Raw genomic sequence first — 16,557 nt, forward strand, 5'->3', positions numbered from 1 at the left:
AAAAGCCCAAAACCTAACCGTCGTTCTTGCCAAATTTTGCCAAAACTGCCATGGTGGCAGCATGTCCACCATGAACATCTCGTTGCCTGAAAACATGAAGGCCTATGTCGACACACAAGTCACGTCTCGCGGCTATGGAACGAGCAGCGAATATGTCCGCGAGTTGATTCGTAGAGACCAGGACCGGCAACATCTGCGCACCCTTCTTGTTGCTGGCGCGAGTTCGCCAAAAGGCGTCAGCGCCGATGCTGATTATTTTGCGCGCCTGCGCAAGCTGGCCAGCGACGGCTAATGCCCCGGAAACCTCTTGTTCTGCGCGCTGTTGCTGAGCAAGATACGGATGCTGCGATCTCTCACTATCGGAATGAAGGCGGAGCAGACGTCGCCCTCGCGTTCGTCATGGCACTGGAGAAGCTTTATTCCCGCATCAGTTCGGACCCGGGAATCGGATCGCCTCGATACGCCCATGAACTCGACCTACCCGCCCTGAGGCACAAGCTCTTGCGCCCCTTTCCTTGGGCCATTTTTTACATGGAGCAGGAAGATCATATCGACGTCTGGCGTATCCTCCACACGCATCGAGACATACCCGAGTGGTTGGCTGGCCCGTCGTCCGACGCGTGACATCTGCGTGCGGTCACGCGCGAAAGCCTGACCTCAGGGATCGAGCGGTTCCTCCGGATCGCTCTGCAGCGCCAAAACATCGGGCATCACCGCCACATCGACTGCGGAAACCATCGACGCATCGCGGTAAGGCACATAGCCCAGCTCGCGCTTCGACCGCTCGATCAGCCCCGTCTTCCCGGCCTCGGCCACATAGGATGCCTGCCAGGGGCTCGACGTCACCAGAAACGTCCGGTCCATCGGCGCGCCCGCGCGGAACAGCAATCGCACCGCATTGCGCAAATTGGTGGTGGTGTGCCGCGCATAGGGATCGATCAGCACGGCGCGCTCGGGAACGCCGTAGCGCATGACGAGCAGGCGCTTCATTTCGACCGCTTCGGAAAATTCGGTGCGGTTGGGATGCGCATGCCCGCCCGACACGATGATGAACGGCGCGAGGCCCTGCCGCCAGCGCTCGACCGCAAGCTTCAGCCGCAATTCGCCGATCGGCGACACCGCGCGCTCGCCCGCCGCAAGGCCGTTTCCGGGCACAAGAATCGCCGTGTACCGGAAGCGCTTCCAGTCGACCCCGCGCGCATGTGTATTGGCCGGTCGATTGGCCCCGCTGTCGAGCGGCTCGTAGCGCGCCGCCTCTTCGCGCTGGACGAGCGTCAGCAAATCCATCGCGCTGCGCGACCAGGGCGCGAAGATGTCCCCCGTCCCCCTCGTCCGCGCCCCGCCCATCGCCACAAGCTCGGCGAGCCGGCCCTGGAACGCCGCTGCCTTCGGATCGCGGTCGAGGCTGTCGATGGCGGGATAGGCCGGCTTCTCGCCGAGCGCGTAGAGACGGTAGATGCGATTGACGGCGAGCGCTGCATCCTTCCACGCCGCCGCAAGCAGGGCCGCATCGTCAAGCCCGGCATGGAGCTGGTAGCGCCCCGAGCTGCGCAGATGCTTTTGCACGAGACGCTGGAGCGCGGGTTCGCTACCCGCAAGCCGCGCCAAAGCGGCTGCGACCGCATCGATTTCGCTGCCCGTGAGCATCAGCTTTTCGACCGGGCAAAGCTCGGCCTTGTCGTCGGCGCACACCGCGATCAATTCGCGCTCGGTCGCCGCGAGCCGCTCGCCGACCAGCGCCAAAGCGGGATCGCGGGCCAGCGCTTCGCTCGCCTTGCTGTCAGCGGCAAGCAGCGTCAGCAGATAGGCAATACGATCGCGTAGTGGCTCGCCGCTGCGCACTGCCTGATAATGGCGCGACTGCGCCTTTGCCGGACAAGATATTACCGCTGCCGCCGTCACGGCTGTAAAGGCCAGCGCTACGGCTGCCCGGTTACCGCTTGAAAACCGCATTGCTTCCTCCCCGAGCCGCAGCACGCGGCATGCGGAACGCATCCGCTTCCGATCAGATGGGCCCGGCTGCAGACCGGATTTCTCCCGTGGCAGCATCAACAGGCCGGGGCGCCAGCCACCCGCCCCGATTCACCCCTCGTCGCCCTGATGTTCCTGTTCCCATTTGCGATAGGCATCGACGAGCGCATTGACCTCGGTCGCCTCGGCATTGCTCGCCTCGGCCGCCGCCTTCGCGTCGCTGAACAGCTTCTCGGCGGCGGCGCGCTGCTTCTCGAGCACCGGGCGCATGCATTCGACATAATCCTGCACCGCGGCAGTCGTGCGCTCGATCTCCGCCTTGGTGATCCGCGGCCGATCGGCGAGCTCGGGCTTGCGGCAGCTATGCGCGATCGCCGCCGAGGCCGCACGCGAAGTCGATGCCGTTTCGGCCGCAGCGCCGGTCGCACGCGCACGCACTGGCAGGACGCCTTTCAAAATCTTCGCCGACGCGCGTGCCGCCTGCACTGCGGAAGACGAAGCCACCGCAATCGGTGTCTCGGCCCGGGCCATAGCGGAAGGAACAACAGCCGAAGCCAGCACCAGGCCGGCAAGAAGGATCGAACGCATGGTTGGTGACTTTCGCAAGGGCGCCGTGACGCGGATACCCGCTCAACGCGCCGGGGAGGCAAAGCCGCACTGCTCCTCTTCCCAATGCGATGAAGGGGCAGCTGGATGGGTTCTGCTTCTGGAATTGCACCGCTTCGACGGCAACGCTCCGGATGAGGGACCATCAGGCAATTCACCGGTGATGCCTATGAAGCCCAACCTAAGGAGCTGGAACAGATGTATTGCAAAATGCGCTACGCCTTGATAGCAGATCGTAGTAAGGAGAATGTTCATGCCCCGCGCCGCTCAACGCAAGGATCATCCGCTTTCGATGCGTTTGCCTGACGCCGATCTGGCGATCATTGATCGCGGCGCGCAGTTGCGTGGGCGTTCACGCACGGAATTCATGCGCGATGCGGCCGTGCGCGCTGCTGAGGAGGCGATCATGGAAACCGGCCTGTTGCGTGTCAGCGCTGAGGCTTTCGAGGCCTTTGTTGCGATGCTTGACGCACCAGCCAAGCCTGTCCCCGCTTTGACCGAATTGCTGAAGCGTCCCGCGCCGTGGGAAGCGGCCACCGAGAAATAGGGCGCTTTTCCGAGTTGGCCGTTTCCGCTCCTGAGCCGTTGACTGACGGCCACGACCTGTCGCAGTTCACATGCGGGAAGCCGTCACTCGACAATTGGTTGAAGAACAGGGCGCTGTCCAACCATCAACGCGGTTTCACGGCGGTCATGGTTGTCCAGGAGGCCGGGCGCGCGGTCGGATATTACGGACTTGCGCCTACCGCCATTGTGCCGACTGCAATGCCACGCGCGATCCGTACGGGTCAGCCGCCTGATCCAATCCCCTGTTTGCTGCTCGGACAATTGGCAACCGACATCGATTGGGCAGGCCGTGGGATCGGATCAGGATTGCTGAAACACGCTCTGGAGCGCTGTGTCGAGGCAGCAAAGCTCGTCGGCGGGCGCGCGCTTGTTGTCAACGCGGTGGATGAGGATGCCGCGAGATTTTGGCAGCGCAGAGGATTTCTGCCCTCAAGGGATGATCCCATGGTCCTGTTCCGCTCCATCGGTGACATCGCGGCATCCCTGGCGGCAGCAAAATCTTGAGTGGCGACAAAGGAAGCATTGGAAGGATGCGCGATTCAGCCCCAAAACCAGATCGAACACAGCGATGGAGCATTTTTTTCGGCCTTGGCGACGCCCATAGCAAGCTACACGCAGTTCGCTGATTTCCCATGACTGCTTTGCTCAATCAACCTTGCACTTGTGGAGTCTGACTCCGGTTTTGCCGGGTTAGTTGGCTATTTGGGATCAAAACTGGGCATCCCAGATCAGCAGGATAGCCCGCAAAACATCCCTATCTTCGCCGATAATGCGCCAGACATCGCCCTCAAGACCATGTCTTCGCGCCTTTCGATCAGCCCGAGAACGCAAGGTCGCGAGCGCGCCAGCCACTCAATGACAGCGCGCCTACAGAAATGCGCCAGCGTCGAAACGCTCGATCACCGCAAGAACCTCTGGAGTTCGATCGGCGTTGATGAAATCGATGGCCCGTTCATTGCCAAGCAGCGGATGAGGTGAATGCAGCCACAGACAAGATTCCTCGTCGGTGTAGATGCCCGATAGCTGATCGATGACATAGCGCAGATTCACGATGACGGTCTGTGTATGCAGGTTGATCACCCCTTCCCACGTGACCAGCGCGATACTGTAGCGGCCAGACTCGAGGACATTGGGGCCCCTGCCCTTTAGACCTTCTGTACCTTCCGAATGAAATTCCAAATTTGTGAGGTTTCAGGACTTCAACCGGCAATGCCGTCCCGATCGCACCGCTGTGCCGAACGGAGCCTCAGCTAATGTAAACAATCCCGGCCCCCCGCCGCAGCGTCACATCCTGCGACTTTTCAAGACTGCCCAGCCACTCGTCGATCCGGTCGAGATGCACGACCGCGTCGACGCTCTTCTTCGCGGCCTTCTCATTGTCGAGGATGATCATGCCGGGATAATAGCGGTCGATCGCGGCGACGACCTCGCCGAGCGGCCGCTTCTCGAACACGAGCCGGCCTTCGGACCAGGCGAGGAGCTTGCCCGCATCGACGCCGCGCACCGCCTGCGGCGGTCCGCCGTCGAACCGCACCTGCTGGTTGGGCACGAGGTCGACATATTTGCCTGCCGCCTCGACGCGCACCTTGCCGCGGATCACCGTGACGCGTGCGCCCTCGCCGCTCCGTTCGACCGAGAAGGCAGTGCCGAGCACGCGCACCTCGCCGCTGCCCGCCTTGATGATGAACGGGCGCGCCGGATCGCGCTTCACATTGAAAAAGGCCTCGCCGCGCGCGAGCGTGACGCGCCGGTCCCGGCCCGAATAAGCGACGTCGAGCGCCGAGCCGGTGTTGAGTTCGATGCGGCTGCCGTCTGCGAGCGTCTCGGTGCCGCGCGCGCTGCCGCGGGTCGTCGCGTCATATTGCCAGAAGCGGATATATTGCTGCCCCGCGAGGCCAAAGACCGCGACGCATGCGGCGATCGCGGCGGCCTGCCGGCCCCAGCTCCGGATCGAGCGCACCGGCGGGCGCAGCACCACGACATTGTCGGGCGCCGAAAAGACCTGGCCGATGCCTTCCCAGAGCAGCCGCGCCTCGTCATAGGCGGCGGCGTGACCGGGCTCGGCATGCCAGCGCGCAAAGCGCGCGCGCTCGTCGGCACCGACGTCGCCCGAGGTCAGGCGCACGAGCCATTCGAGCGCTTCTTCCTCCGGATCGGGGCCGCGACGCAGCGCGGGTCTGTCCTGTCCTTGATCCGTCATAACCGTGTAACGAGCAACTCCCCCAATCCCGCAACGCATAACCTTGTCCGTTTCGGAGTCAAAAGCTGCGTGGCATCGATGCTGTGCTATTCCTTCGCCGCGCTATTTCTTCATCGTGAAATCGACATCGACGGTGCGCACGATCAATTCGCCGGCGATGTCCTTCGGCGGCTTGGGCAGCGGACTCGCGCGGCGCATCAGTGCGGTGACTTCGGCGTTAAGCGGCCCGACCCCCTTGCTGCGCAGGATCTGCGAGCCGACGATACGCCCGCTCCGATCGATCGTCATGCGCACGCGGATGATGTCCTGCGCGCCTGCGGCGTCCGACGGGTAGCGCTTGCGGCGCTCGAGTGTCGCCATCACCTTCGCTTCCCAGTTCATCGCTGCGTTGGAAGGCTGGTCCGACGGTGCCCCCATGTTCGGCGCGGCGGGCCGATCCTCGCGCGGCGCCGACGGCGCGGCGGCCCTGGTGGTTTCCTCGGCGGGCTTTTCGGCCTGTTTCCTGTTGAGGTCCTCGGGCTCCTTCAGCGGTACCGCGACCGCGGGCTTCACATTGAAGGCGAGCTTCGGGATCGGCGGGATATCGAGGCGGTTGACGACCGGCTTCGGCTTCGCCTCTTCCTGCTCGGGCTGTGGCGGCATGTCGGTCGGCGGCGCGGGCGGTGCGGAAGGCAGCGACGCGATTTCTACGACCATCGCGGCGGGCGGCGGCGCCGAAGGCCCGGTCGCAAAGCCGAGGAACATGGCCGCGCCAACCCCGGCGTGGAGCCCGAGCGATCCGATCGCCGCCCAGGTGAGATAGGGCGGCTCGCCTGTCCCGACCGGCCTGGCGGGACCACCGGCATTGCCGGGCACCGGCGCATTGCCCGTTCCGCCGGCCCCGCCTGTCGCGCCGCCCTTCGCCGCGCGCGCCGCTTCCGCGCCCGCCGTGCCGGACTGCGCCTCGCTCCGCGCGCCCGAACCGCGGACACCCGCGCCCGCGCCCGCACCGGAACCGGCACCGGCACCCGCATTTCCCGCGATATCGACGCTGACCGCCATGCCGGGCTTCATCGCTGCCGCCGGGGTCATTGCGCGCCTTCCTCGGCCCCGACGAGCGCAACCTTCAAATAGCCCGCGCCGCGCAGCTCGTTCATCAGCTTCATGAGATCGCCATAGTCGATCGTCGTATCGGCGCGCAGAAAGATGCGCGCATTCAAATTGCCCTTGGTCCGCTCGCCAAGGCGCGCGCCGAGCGCGGCGCGGTCGATCGGATCATTGCCGAGGTTGAGCGCGAGATCCTTGCCGAGGCTGAGGACGATCGGATCATCGTCCTGCGGCTGCGGCTGCGCGGTCGAGACCGGCAGGTCGATCGGCACATTCACCGTCGCGAGCGGCGCCGCGACCATGAAGATGATCAGGAGCACGAGCATGACGTCAATAAACGGCGTCACATTGATGTCGTGATTGAGATCGAGCCCGTCGTCGCTGTGCGAGACTTTCATCGCCATGGCGTTTCCTCTCCCTTTTGAAAAACGCCGGCGATCAGGCCGCGATGCCGCGGGTGCGGCCCGCAAGCTGGCGGTCGACCTCGTGGCTGAGGAGACAGGCGATATTGGTCGAGGCTTCGGAGAGCAGGCGGCGCTGGCCGGCGATGAAGCGCGCGACATGATTATACATGATGACCGCCGGGATCGCGGCGACGAGCCCCATTGCGGTTGCGAGCAGGGCTTCGGCGATGCCGGGCGCGACAACCGCGAGATTGGTGGTGTTCGACTGCGAGATGCCGATGAAGCTGTTCATGATCCCCCAGACGGTCCCGAACAGTCCGACGAAGGGCGTGATCGCGCCGACCGTCGCGAGCACGCTCGCGCCCTTCAGCATCTTCTCGATCGTCGAGGTTTCGACATTGAGGAGGCGCGCCGCGACGCGCTCCTTGAGCCCTTCAGCCGCCTCGACCGTGAGCAGCGGCCCCGCCTTGGCGAGTTCGGACTGGGTCGCGGCGAGCATGCGCGCGGGGGCGGCGTGCGCCGGAACCTTCAGCCCCTTGAGTTCGGTGGCATTGCCGAGCGCCTCATTGTCGGCGCGGAGCTGCGCGCGGCCCTTTTTGAGCTCGAGCAGCTTCGCGATCCAGATCGTCCAGGTGACGACCGAGGCAGCGAGCAGGATCATCATGACGAGCTTCACGACGAGCGTCGCGTGCGCGAACATTTCCCAATAGGTGAGATTCTTTGGCACCACGAGCGCGGGCGCGGCAACCGGCGCGGCTGCCATCGCGGCAGGCGCGAGCAGCAAGCCGCCCGCGACAAGCGCAGCGGCGGCCGCCGTGCGCGCCAAACCGGCCGAGTGGCCTCCCTGCATGCGAGCGATACCGCCCATTGCCATCGTCCCGATCGCGGACGCTCCTGCCAACCCCATGTTCATTATCCCCATCTCCATTTCGGCCCCAGCGCCCGAAGCGGGCGCATATGGTGGCGTTCGGACTCGAAACGTGCGGGCCGGACAAACCCGCACAGGAGAATGCGGCGAATTGCGGCGAGAACATAAGCTCCCACGGCCGCCGCATCGCACGCCCACAAAAGCAGCGCGCCGGACAACATATATATTTGCCAAGCAGTGCGCTCGAAATCCGGCAGGCGCTCCAACGATGCGGATCGATGCAAACCGGATCAAGTATGCTTTAAAGCTGGAATTTGTACAAAATTCACATATATGGCCTCATAACGGGGTTTGAAGTCAGTTTAAGGAGGATTTCATGCTGCTTCGGATGAGCGCATCGAACTATCTTTCCATCGCGGGCCGGCAAGAGCTGTCGTTTATCGCGACCAAGCTCAAGGGGCCGGATGTCGCTCTTTTTCCGATTGCCGGAACCGATCTGGAAGGGCTGCCAGGAGCAGTACTTTACGGCGCCAATGCGTCGGGCAAGACGAATTTTGTGAAGGCGCTGAACTGGATGTGCTCGGCGGTGATGCAGTCGCATAGCCGCGGCAATCCCGAAGGCGGCGTTCCCCGAATTCCCTTTGCTCTCGATCCTGCCATTGCGAACCAGCCGACCGAACTGGAAGCGGACTTCCTCGTAGACGGCGTGCGCTTCCAATATGGCTTTACCTGCGATGACGAGCGCTATTTGAGCGAATGGCTTTATTCCTATCCGGAAGGAAAGCGGCGGAAGCTTTTCGAACGCTCGCACGATGACGTCGAGTTCGGCCAGTTCTTCAAGGGCCCCAAGAAGCTTCTCGTCGAGCTTATGCGCCCGAACAGCCTCTTTATTTCGACGGCGACCCAGAACGATCATGCCGAGCTCAGCCGGATCGTCAGGTTTTTTCGGCGCTGTGAATATAGCAGCACCGTATCGGTGGCGAAGGACCTCATCAACAACACATTCAAGAAAGACCAGATCGATCCGCGCACGATCACCTTTTTGAAAGCAATCGGCACCGGCGTCACCGGTTACCGCCAGTTCGACATCGAGATTCCCGAGGTCGTCAAAAATGTGATCAAGGAGTTCGCAGGCATTGCGCGGAAGCATCTGGGCGAAGCCAACTTCTCCGACGACGGCGTGGTCGATCGGGAAAAGGACGTCATGATCGAGCTTGCGCATCGCGGCGTCGGCGGAGAGGATTGCTACCTTGGGTTGGAGCGGGAAAGCTCGGGCACGCGGCGACTGATCCTGATCATGAACCTCGTCTTCAAAGCGCTCGACGAGGGCAGCGTGGTCATTATCGATGAGCTCGACGCAAGCCTGCACACGCATGCGGCGGAGCAGGTTCTGAGACTGTTCGCCGATCCGGAGATAAATCGGAACGGCTCGCAGCTGATCGCGACCACGCACGATACCAATTTGCTGAACAGCGAATGGCTGCGCCGCGACCAGATATGGTTTTGTGAAAAGGATGGCGAAGGCGCGACGCATCTCTTCCCCTTGTCGGAGATCAAGTCGCGTCAGACCGATAATTTCGAACGCGGCTATCTTGAAGGACGCTATGGCGCGATTCCCTGCTCGACCGATCTTTCCCTGCTTTTGAGGGCATGACGATGCGAGCCGCGCGATCCCTCAAGCGGCGGGTCAATCTTCGCGAACCCAAGCGCCGTTTCGTCATCTACACTGAAGGAAAGAACACCGAACCCGACTATTTCCGAGCCATTCGCAAAGCATCGCTCGGCGCGCTCATCGACATCGAGATTGTCGAGGCCGCGGGCGTGCCGGCAACGATTGCAAAAAAAGCCAGTGCCGATGCGAAAGCGCGGTCGCGTCGCGGTCGCGCGCGGTCATCCTTCGAGGAGACCGACGAAGTATGGGCGGTGTTCGACCGGGACGAGCATCCCCATGTGGAGGAGGCACTCGCACGCTGCCGCGCAGCGAAAGTCGGAACCGCCTTTTCCGACCCTTGTTTCGAGATCTGGCTCATCCTCCATCACGGCGATTTCGACCGGCCCGACAATCGGCACGAGGTGCAGGCCGAATGCGCGAAACGATGTGCAGGCTATGACCCGAAGAGCGGAAAGACCGCAGATTGCGACGCACTTATGCCTCTCGTGGCAGGGGCGGAGAAGCGCGCCGCCGCGCAGCTCGCACGGCGCATGGAGGAAGGTAACCCGCCGGGCGCCCCGTTAACCACCGTCTTCGAGCTGACCCGGAGCATCGGTGAGGCGCATGCCGCGCACCAAGACGCGAACTGACCGGGGGCGCTTGGGCGTTAAACCGGTTGAAGGATACGAGCCCGGCTACCCGGCGCCGAGGCCTATCGGAGGAAAATCACCCCTAAGACGGCGCCGATGCAGGCTTCGAACGCTGACCGAGCTCGTCCTCAGCGATCCGCATAACGCCTGCCGCCGTTCCGCCACCGCTAACCGTCGCCGTGCGCCGCGCGCCGCTCCGCCGGGGCGCGACGCTCAAATTCATCCATGACGCGTAGCTGCGATTTTAAGGATGACGTCGCCCATCCATCCCGACATCTGCGGACGGGCGCGGAGCAGGTCGGAAATATCTTTGTCGCCCAGCCTCGCGGCAAGGCGCCCGATGACATCGTCATCGACTTGGTTTTTACCGAGATGAGCAAGCGCCTGGAGCGCCGCATTGGCGACTTCGCTGGCATGGTTGATCACGGGCGTCCGGCTGTGGCGAAAGCTCACGGTCCGCCCTGCAACCGCCCGCGTGCGACTTCGCCCGGTGGTTGCATAGGCGGGACGTGCCGGCACCTGCGCCGACAGGCCGAAGCTGTTGCTCGCCGCCGCACCCGAGGGCGCGATCAGCTCACCGCTCTGAACTGACAGCGCGGCCGCAAGACTGGACGGATCGGGCCCGAGCGCTCCCAAAGCGGCGTGATGCCTGGGATAGTCATAAAGCCCCCGACCGATGCGGCGAATATCGCCTGCCTGAACGAGTCGCGAAAGCGCCATGTCGATAGACGCACGCGAGCCCATATCGATGAAATTCTTCGGCGTAAACGCCCAGCCGCGCCCCTTCCCACGGACGCGTCTCATAATGCGATCAGCGATAGCGGCCATGGCCCGACGGTCCTTTCTGTTAGAATTTATACATCAAATTTCTAACAAAATCAACTGCGGAAAAGCCCGTATAAACGGTTAAAATTCCTAAACATTTTAATGTTCGGAAGATTTCTTATGCCTCGAAGTTCGAACTCGCGGTGCGACCCTAGCGCCCGACGAGCTTCGCGGCGCTTTTGTACCAGGTCCGGATCTTCGATCCTTCCTCTTCCTCGCCCGCGGCCTCGTTGAGCCGCGCCTTGCAGTGGCGCACCGAGCGGAGGAGATATTTTTCGACGAGGCTCACCGACACGCCGAAGCGGCTGGCGATTTCGGCGTGGCTCATGCCGTGCATGCGCGCGGCAAAAAGAATTTCGCGGGCAAGCTCGGGGAGCTCGTCGACCGCGTCGGCAACGATGGCGAGATCGGCGCGCGCCATGACGAGCTGCTCGGCGCTCGGGAAGCCGTCCTGCGGCATCGTCGCGGCCTCGACCTCGAGCATCCGGCCGCGCCGGCGCGTGGTGCGTGCATGGTCGATCGCCATGTTGGAGGCGATGCGGAAGATATAGCGGCGCGCATCCTCGACGCCGTCGCCTTCCATTTCGGCGCGATCGAGGCGGAGATAGATTTCGCTCGCCATGTCCTCGGCGATTTCACGGCTGCTCACCCGCCGCGCGATATAATTTTCGACATGCCCGCGGATCGAGACGAAGACGGACTGGAGCGTCGCCGTATCGCGCGTCTGGCCGGTCAAGGGAGCAAGCCCGTCGCGGATCGGCGTAACGTTGGCGCCGCCAGCCGGCACGTTCGAAACGCACGAACAGGAGCGCATGCACCCGGCGGCGCACACGGCGTCGATATCGGGTAATATGGTCCCCACATCGCCATGTCTCGTTCCCACTCTCGACATATAGACGTTTGACTCCCCATCAACCGCAATCGCCGCGCGAAATATTTATCGGCCCCGCGCGAACCGGACAATGCGCCGATGCGCATCGTCCGGCCCCTGCGACCCCTCGCGGGCGAAACGCCCTCAAATCCCTGCCAAATCCCGATTGACGGGACCCGGACAGGCACAGCCGATATCCTTCGCGGATCGCCCCTCCCCCCGAGCGGCGACGAAGAAAAAGCTACAGCAATTTTCCGGAAATGACGTTGCGAATCGTTGGGGTTCGAAGCGCGCTCGCGCAACGGGTTTGGAGATAATCGGCGATGTCGCGCAATATCATTGATTCCATCGACCGGAAGATCCTCCTCGCGCTGCAGCGCGACGCAACGATTCCCATGACCAAACTCGAGCAGGAAGCCGGGCTCACCTCGACCGGCTGCTGGCGCCGGATCAACCGGATGAAGGAGGAAGGCATCATCGGCGATCGCGTGACCCTGCTCTCGCCGGGCGCGCTGGGGTTCGCGCTCATCGGCTATGTCATGATCAGGACGCGCAATCACGGCCGCCAGTGGACGGACCGCTTCGTCGAGACGCTGCTCGCCATGCCGGCGATCGTCGAGCTGCACCGCACGACCGGCGGCGTCGACTATCTGCTCAAGATCGTCGCCGAGGATATGGCGGCCTATAACCGCATCTACCGCACGATCAGCGAAATCCCGGACCTGGAGGATGTATCGGCCGCCTTCTCGATGGAAGCCTTGAAAGCCACGACCGAGCTGCCGCTCTGATCCCGGTGATCGGAGCTCCTCGCGCACCCCGGGCGTCGCGCGCGGCCGAGGAGACATGTCCGGCGCGCTCCCGCGCTCGCCGCACGGCCTTCCCCATCCTTGGCTCACCTTTCGTCACCCCGTCGGCAGGCACCCGCAGAACCTCGATCCGCCGCGCCGCCGGGAGCCGGGCGGGGGAGCGGGAGGCGGCGCGGCCAGATGTGTCCGGGTCTTTCGCGTTCGCCGGCAATCGGCGATCGGGCGCCCTGGTCATTATGGCCCGTGCGGATTTCGCGTGCCGGCGCGTCATGGATGTGAGGGGAGACGCGGGGAGACCCCGGCACACCGCCACCCGTGGCTCCCCCACCCGCACCGCAGCCCGTGTTGCGTAAACGCCTTTCCCGAACGTCTTCATGACATAGGCCTGACCCCGCGCCCCCCGATTGGACACCCCCCATGAACAAGCTTGCCCAGATTTTGGCCACCAAGGCGGCGGAGGTTGCCGCGCGCAAGCGCCAGCGCTCGCTCGACACACTCGATCGCATGCAGCGCCCGGGCCGACGCGATTTTCAAAAAGCGCTCGCAGAGCGGATTGCCGCCGGCGGCTTCGGCCTCATCGCCGAGATCAAGCGCGCCTCGCCCTCGCGCGGGCTCATCCGTGAGGATTTCCACCCCGCCCGCCACGCGCGCGCTTATGCCGAGGGCGGCGCCGCATGCCTGTCAGTGCTGACCGATGCGCCGTGGTTCGAGGGTCATGAAAATTATCTCGTCAACGCGCGCGCTGCGTGCGACATGCCGGTGCTGCGCAAGGATTTCATCATCGATCCCTGGCAGGTCGCCGAAAGCGCGGCCATCGGCGCCGACGCGATCCTGCTGATCGTTGCGGCGCTGTCCGACACCGCGATGCGCGAAATCGAAGCGGCGGCCATCGAGCGCGATCTCGCAGTGCTCGTCGAGGTCCATGACGAGAAAGAACTCGGCCGCGCGCTCGGTCAGCTCGCATCGCGCCTCATCGGGATCAACAACCGCGATCTCAAGACCTTCGCGACCGATCTTGCGGTGGCCGAGCGCCTCGCGCGCTATGTGCCCAAGGACAGCCTCCTCATCGCCGAAAGCGGCATTCGTCATCATGGCGACTGCGCGCGGCTCGCAGCTGCGGGGATCAAGGCCTTCCTCGTCGGCGAGAGCCTGATGCGCAGCCATGACATTGCCGAGGCCACACGAACACTGCTCGACCCCGCGGCCGCCATCCCGATGGTGCCGCGCCTGTCGACGCCGAGCCACCGCTCGCCGCGAAGCGGACGGGTCGTACGCCGCGCCTGACCGGCCAGCAGCCCCGCGTCCGCCTTGCATCTTCCCGAGTTCCATGGATTATCGGTTCGCATGAGAAAAACCCTGATCGCTGCCCTGCTGATGGCCGCCCTGACAGGGCCCAACTTCGCGGTCGCGGCGGAGGCGCCAGCTGCCCCGGTCGTTCCCGCCCCGCCGGCGGCGTTACCGCCCGAGACGGTCCGGTCGGACTTCGCCTATCTGTACGACACGCTGCAGGAGGCGCATTACGATCTCTACGCGCACCGTCCGAAGGCCGAGTATGACGATTATTACCGGACATTGCTGGCGACGATCGAGGGACCGATGGATCCGACCGCCACCGCAATCCTGTTCCAGAAATTCGTGGCCTATGGCCGGATCGGTCATGCCCGCATCAACGCGCCGATCGCGGCGTTCGTTACGCATCTGCAGAGCGGCGGAACATTTCTGCCGATCTTCATCCGCGTCGACGGCGATCGCGTGACGCTCACCGAGACCGCTGACCAGAATGGCGTGCTGCGGGCCGGCACCGAAATCCTCGCGATAAACGGCGTGCCGATCCGCGAGCTGTTGGACCAGCTCTCGGCCTATGTCTCGGCCGAGCGCCCCTATATGGCGCATGCGCAGATGGAGGAGAGTTTCCACGCGCTTCTCTGGCTCGACCGTGGAGCGGTGAGTGCGGTCACCGTCACAGCGAGACTGGCAGACAAGACCGTGAGGGTCCCGGTCGACGCGATCAACTTCGAGCAGCGTGCCGCGCTCGCCAAGCGCTTTCCTGCACCGCAGCCGTCGGTCGATTTCGGGACGCGCGAGCATAGACCGCTGGACGGCGGGCTCGCCTATCTTCGACCCGGCCCCTTCTACAATATCGAGACGACCGGCGACGGGCCGGCGCCGTCCTATGAGGCCTCCTCGTTCCGCAATTTCATCGACGACAGCTTCCGCAAGATCATTGCGAACGGCGCCACCGACCTGATCCTCGACCTTCGGAACAACCCGGGCGGGGACAACAGCTTCAGCGATCCGATGGTCGCCTGGTTCGCCGACCGCCCCTTCCGCTTCGCATCGTCGTTCATGCTTAAGGCGAGCGCGGCGACAAAGGCCGACTATGCCCGCCAGCGCGCCGCAGGCACGCCAATCGATGCGGATTTCCTGAAGCAGATCGAGGCTGAGGAGCGCCAGCCCAACGGTACCCGCTACGCCTATGCGCTGCCGATGGTGATGCCGCGGCCCGAACCGCGCTTCAAAGGAAGGGTCTGGGTGCTGGTCAATCGCCACAGCTATTCCAACGCGGCCTCGGTCGCGGCGCTCGTCCAGGATTATGGCTTCGGCAAGGTGATTGGCGAGGAAACCGCAGACGTGGCGTCAAACTATGCCTCGGTCCAGCATTTCACTTTGCCGGGTACCGGAATCGTCGTCACCTACCCCAAAAGCCATTTTCTCCGCCCGAATGGCAAAGACGAGGTAGAAGGCGTAGTACCCCACCTTCCCTTTGCGACTCACCAGATCGCGACATCGGAAGACTCTGTGCTCGACGCTGCGTTCAAGATCGTTCGGTCAGGCCATCGCGCGCAGCCCTGAACGCGAATGCCCAAAGGGCCAAGCTAGGTGTTTGGTCCCGGCATTTGGTGGTTCGGATTGACGATGAATCGATCTGGCTCTGAAGTCCAGCATTTGCAGATGTATTCGTAGGGATTGAGCCCACTGAGCGTCTTGAGCCGACGAGCGAAGTTATAGGCATCCATGAAGTCGGCGAGATGCGTGCGCAGCTCGTCATGACTATCGTAGTGGAAGCGTTCGACGGTTGCATTTTTGATCGTGCGGTTCATCCGCTCGACCTGCCCATTGGTCCATGGATGGTTCGGCTTGGTGAGGCGGTGCTCGATGTCGTTTGCCTCGCAGATCATGTCGAAGCGCATCTGGCGCGACCAGGCGGTGTTGCGATTGCGCGGCTGCTCGGCGAACTGGATGCCATTATCGGTCAGGATCGTGTGGATACGGTAGGGCACGGCTTCCAGCAGGTGATCGAGGAACTCCCATGCGGTTCGCCTGTCGGCCTTGTCGACCAGCCGGGTGACTGCGAACTTGCTGGTTCGGTCGATGGCGACGAACAGGTGCAGCTTGCCTTCGGCCGTTTGCACCTCCGCGATGTCCATGTGGAAGAAGCCAATGGGATATCGCTTGAAGCGCTGCCGTTTGGGCTTGTCGCCATCGATGTCGGGCAAACGTGAGATGCCATGGCGCTGCAGGCAGCGATGTAGCGCTGACCGTGTCAGATGCGGGATCGAGGGTTGCAGGGCATAGAGACAGTCGTCGAGTGGCAGCAGTGTGTGCCGTCGGAATGCGACGATCATCGTCTCCTCAGCTTCGCTCAACGTCGTGGAATGAGGGGCCTTCGGCCCGGTCTTCAGATCTTCGACCGTCGTTCGTTTACGCCACTTCGCCACTGTCTTGGGGTTGATCCCCAGTTCCCGGCTCAGCGTCGCGAGCGAAGCTTGCGATCGCTGTATTGCTGCTCGGACGGCGTGCGTGGTCGTGGCGCTCCCGTGACGTACTTGTCCCATATGGCTTCCTTCCATTCCAACGAAAGGATCGCACCATCAAACCGTGGGATCAAACACCTAGTCCTGGCTGGTGGAAACCAGGGGGTCATGTCAACAGCCGCAGAAGATACAAACATAGGTGCCCGCTTCAAAACAAGCGGGCACCTACTGATGAAACTGTGGGGATGAATTATCGCTTACATTTCTATAAGGCGGATCAAATGTCTGCTTCGTTTC

The 16,557-nt window shown here is 63.2% G+C and carries 19 protein-coding genes; 9 read left to right on the forward strand and 10 right to left on the reverse strand.

What is annotated here, in order from left to right:
• Positions 1-61 precede the first annotated feature (61 nt).
• Together BLW56_RS02985 and BLW56_RS02990 are read left to right on the forward strand one after the other, a co-directional pair.
• The gene (locus BLW56_RS02985) at positions 62-292 is read left to right on the forward strand and encodes a type II toxin-antitoxin system ParD family antitoxin (protein WP_093509166.1); all 231 of its coding nucleotides are present in this window, start codon (positions 62-64) and stop codon (positions 290-292) included.
• Positions 292-624, forward strand: coding sequence for a type II toxin-antitoxin system RelE/ParE family toxin (locus tag BLW56_RS02990; protein WP_093509167.1), 333 nt, complete (start codon positions 292-294; stop codon positions 622-624). Before BLW56_RS02985 ends, BLW56_RS02990 begins: the two co-directional genes overlap by 1 nt.
• A gap of 33 nt (positions 625-657) precedes the next feature.
• Here the strand turns inward: BLW56_RS02990 and BLW56_RS02995 are convergent, their stop codons facing one another.
• Both BLW56_RS02995 and BLW56_RS03000 read right to left on the reverse strand, forming a co-directional pair.
• Entirely contained in the window at positions 658-1,953 is a 1,296-nt protein-coding gene (locus tag BLW56_RS02995; protein WP_177175782.1) for a YdcF family protein, read from the reverse strand.
• A gap of 129 nt (positions 1,954-2,082) precedes the next feature.
• The gene (locus BLW56_RS03000; protein ID WP_093509169.1) at positions 2,083-2,559 is read right to left on the reverse strand and encodes a hypothetical protein; all 477 of its coding nucleotides are present in this window, start codon (positions 2,557-2,559) and stop codon (positions 2,083-2,085) included.
• Between the two features lie 271 nt (positions 2,560-2,830).
• Between BLW56_RS03000 and BLW56_RS03005 the strand changes: the two genes are divergently transcribed.
• The gene (locus BLW56_RS03005) at positions 2,831-3,124 is read left to right on the forward strand and encodes a type II toxin-antitoxin system TacA family antitoxin (RefSeq protein ID WP_093510750.1); all 294 of its coding nucleotides are present in this window, start codon (positions 2,831-2,833) and stop codon (positions 3,122-3,124) included.
• 38 nt (positions 3,125-3,162) lie between these two features.
• Positions 3,163-3,648 carry a GNAT family N-acetyltransferase gene (locus BLW56_RS03010; RefSeq protein WP_256203272.1) on the forward strand — a complete coding sequence of 162 codons (486 nt, stop codon included), beginning with the start codon at positions 3,163-3,165 and terminating at the stop codon, positions 3,646-3,648.
• 363 nt (positions 3,649-4,011) lie between these two features.
• On the opposite strand, the gene BLW56_RS03015 is transcribed toward BLW56_RS03010, so the two are convergent.
• From BLW56_RS03015 to exbB, 5 genes are all read right to left on the reverse strand, one after another.
• On the reverse strand, positions 4,012-4,323 hold the full coding sequence (locus tag BLW56_RS03015) for an MbcA/ParS/Xre antitoxin family protein (RefSeq protein WP_218140480.1): 312 nt from the start codon (positions 4,321-4,323) through the stop codon (positions 4,012-4,014).
• A gap of 67 nt (positions 4,324-4,390) precedes the next feature.
• A complete protein-coding gene (locus BLW56_RS03020; RefSeq protein WP_177175783.1) occupies positions 4,391-5,344 on the reverse strand; it encodes a FecR family protein in 954 nt (317 codons plus the stop codon).
• A gap of 102 nt (positions 5,345-5,446) precedes the next feature.
• Complete coding sequence (locus BLW56_RS03025; RefSeq protein ID WP_143043350.1) at positions 5,447-6,415, reverse strand: energy transducer TonB family protein; 969 nt, start codon at positions 6,413-6,415, stop codon at positions 5,447-5,449.
• Positions 6,412-6,834, reverse strand: coding sequence for a TonB system transport protein ExbD (exbD, locus tag BLW56_RS03030; RefSeq protein ID WP_093509173.1), 423 nt, complete (start codon positions 6,832-6,834; stop codon positions 6,412-6,414). The genes BLW56_RS03025 and exbD overlap by 4 nt, the downstream gene beginning before the upstream one ends.
• A 34-nt stretch (positions 6,835-6,868) precedes the next feature.
• Positions 6,869-7,747, reverse strand: a complete 879-nt coding sequence (exbB, locus tag BLW56_RS03035; protein WP_177175784.1) for a tonB-system energizer ExbB — start codon at positions 7,745-7,747, stop codon at positions 6,869-6,871.
• A gap of 331 nt (positions 7,748-8,078) precedes the next feature.
• Here exbB and BLW56_RS03040 point away from each other — a divergent pair, with 331 nt between their 5' ends.
• Positions 8,079-9,356: an AAA family ATPase gene (locus tag BLW56_RS03040; protein ID WP_093509175.1), complete on the forward strand. Its 1,278-nt coding sequence runs from the start codon at positions 8,079-8,081 to the stop codon at positions 9,354-9,356.
• Positions 9,353-10,003 (forward strand): RloB family protein, encoded by a 651-nt coding sequence (locus BLW56_RS03045; RefSeq protein WP_093509176.1) that lies wholly within the window; start codon positions 9,353-9,355, stop codon positions 10,001-10,003. The genes BLW56_RS03040 and BLW56_RS03045 overlap by 4 nt, the downstream gene beginning before the upstream one ends.
• Before the next feature lie 219 nt (positions 10,004-10,222).
• Here the strand turns inward: BLW56_RS03045 and BLW56_RS03050 are convergent, their stop codons facing one another.
• Together BLW56_RS03050 and BLW56_RS03055 are read right to left on the reverse strand one after the other, a co-directional pair.
• Positions 10,223-10,831, reverse strand: coding sequence for a DUF6088 family protein (locus tag BLW56_RS03050; protein ID WP_093509177.1), 609 nt, complete (start codon positions 10,829-10,831; stop codon positions 10,223-10,225).
• Between the two features lie 148 nt (positions 10,832-10,979).
• On the reverse strand, positions 10,980-11,642 hold the full coding sequence (locus BLW56_RS03055; protein WP_177175786.1) for an RNA polymerase sigma factor: 663 nt from the start codon (positions 11,640-11,642) through the stop codon (positions 10,980-10,982).
• A 380-nt stretch (positions 11,643-12,022) separates the two neighbouring features.
• Between BLW56_RS03055 and BLW56_RS03060 the strand changes: the two genes are divergently transcribed.
• The 3 genes from BLW56_RS03060 to BLW56_RS03070 all read left to right on the forward strand — a co-directional run bounded on the left by BLW56_RS03060 (position 12,023) and on the right by BLW56_RS03070 (position 15,358).
• Positions 12,023-12,487, forward strand: coding sequence for an Lrp/AsnC family transcriptional regulator (locus BLW56_RS03060; protein ID WP_093509179.1), 465 nt, complete (start codon positions 12,023-12,025; stop codon positions 12,485-12,487).
• Between the two features lie 435 nt (positions 12,488-12,922).
• A complete protein-coding gene (gene trpC / locus BLW56_RS03065) occupies positions 12,923-13,789 on the forward strand; it encodes an indole-3-glycerol phosphate synthase TrpC (RefSeq protein WP_093509180.1) in 867 nt (288 codons plus the stop codon).
• Positions 13,790-13,849: 60 nt separating this feature from the next.
• Positions 13,850-15,358, forward strand: a complete 1,509-nt coding sequence (locus BLW56_RS03070) for a S41 family peptidase (RefSeq protein ID WP_093509181.1) — start codon at positions 13,850-13,852, stop codon at positions 15,356-15,358.
• A gap of 23 nt (positions 15,359-15,381) precedes the next feature.
• On the opposite strand, the gene BLW56_RS03075 is transcribed toward BLW56_RS03070, so the two are convergent.
• Complete coding sequence (locus BLW56_RS03075; RefSeq protein ID WP_093510751.1) at positions 15,382-16,341, reverse strand: IS481 family transposase; 960 nt, start codon at positions 16,339-16,341, stop codon at positions 15,382-15,384.
• Positions 16,342-16,557: the final 216 nt, after the last annotated feature.

The organism is Sphingopyxis sp. YR583 (assembly GCF_900108295.1).
Classification (GTDB): Bacteria; Pseudomonadota; Alphaproteobacteria; order Sphingomonadales; family Sphingomonadaceae; genus Sphingopyxis.